Origin of the sequence: Mesorhizobium sp. M8A.F.Ca.ET.165.01.1.1 (assembly GCF_004792065.1) — a bacterium.
Taxonomy (GTDB): Bacteria; Pseudomonadota; Alphaproteobacteria; order Rhizobiales; family Rhizobiaceae; genus Mesorhizobium.
The window spans coordinates 1-293 of the sequence record NZ_SRTH01000219.1; the positions used below are offsets into that span (position 1 = coordinate 1).

General features: G+C 59.7%; 1 protein-coding gene. It reads left to right on the forward strand.

Annotation, left to right across the window (positions count from 1 at the left end):
• The first annotated feature begins 5 nt into the window (after positions 1-5).
• Positions 6-113 carry a DUF3606 domain-containing protein gene (locus EN808_RS35825; RefSeq protein WP_348630960.1) on the forward strand — a complete coding sequence of 36 codons (108 nt, stop codon included), beginning with the start codon at positions 6-8 and terminating at the stop codon, positions 111-113.
• The last annotated feature ends 180 nt before the right edge of the window (positions 114-293 follow it).

The following is a 293-nucleotide window of genomic DNA, read 5'->3' on the forward strand; positions in this document are numbered from 1 at the left end:
ACCGCGTGTCGGCGGATGAAGATTACGAGGTCCGCTACTTCGCCAAACAGCATCGGATCACGCCGGAGCAGGTGAGAGAGCTGATCAGCGAGCATGGCGGCTCACCGCCATGACGCGTCCCGGTGATCGGCGGCCCGAGATCCGAAAGCTTTGTCAACCGTGAAGTTTCCGGGCTTCGCGTTCCAAGGTCTTGCGGTCGTTGCCATGCTCGCTGAACAGCTCTCTCACCTGCTCTGTCGTGATCCGATGCTGTTTGACGAAGTACGGGAGCTCGTAATCCTCATCCGCCACGA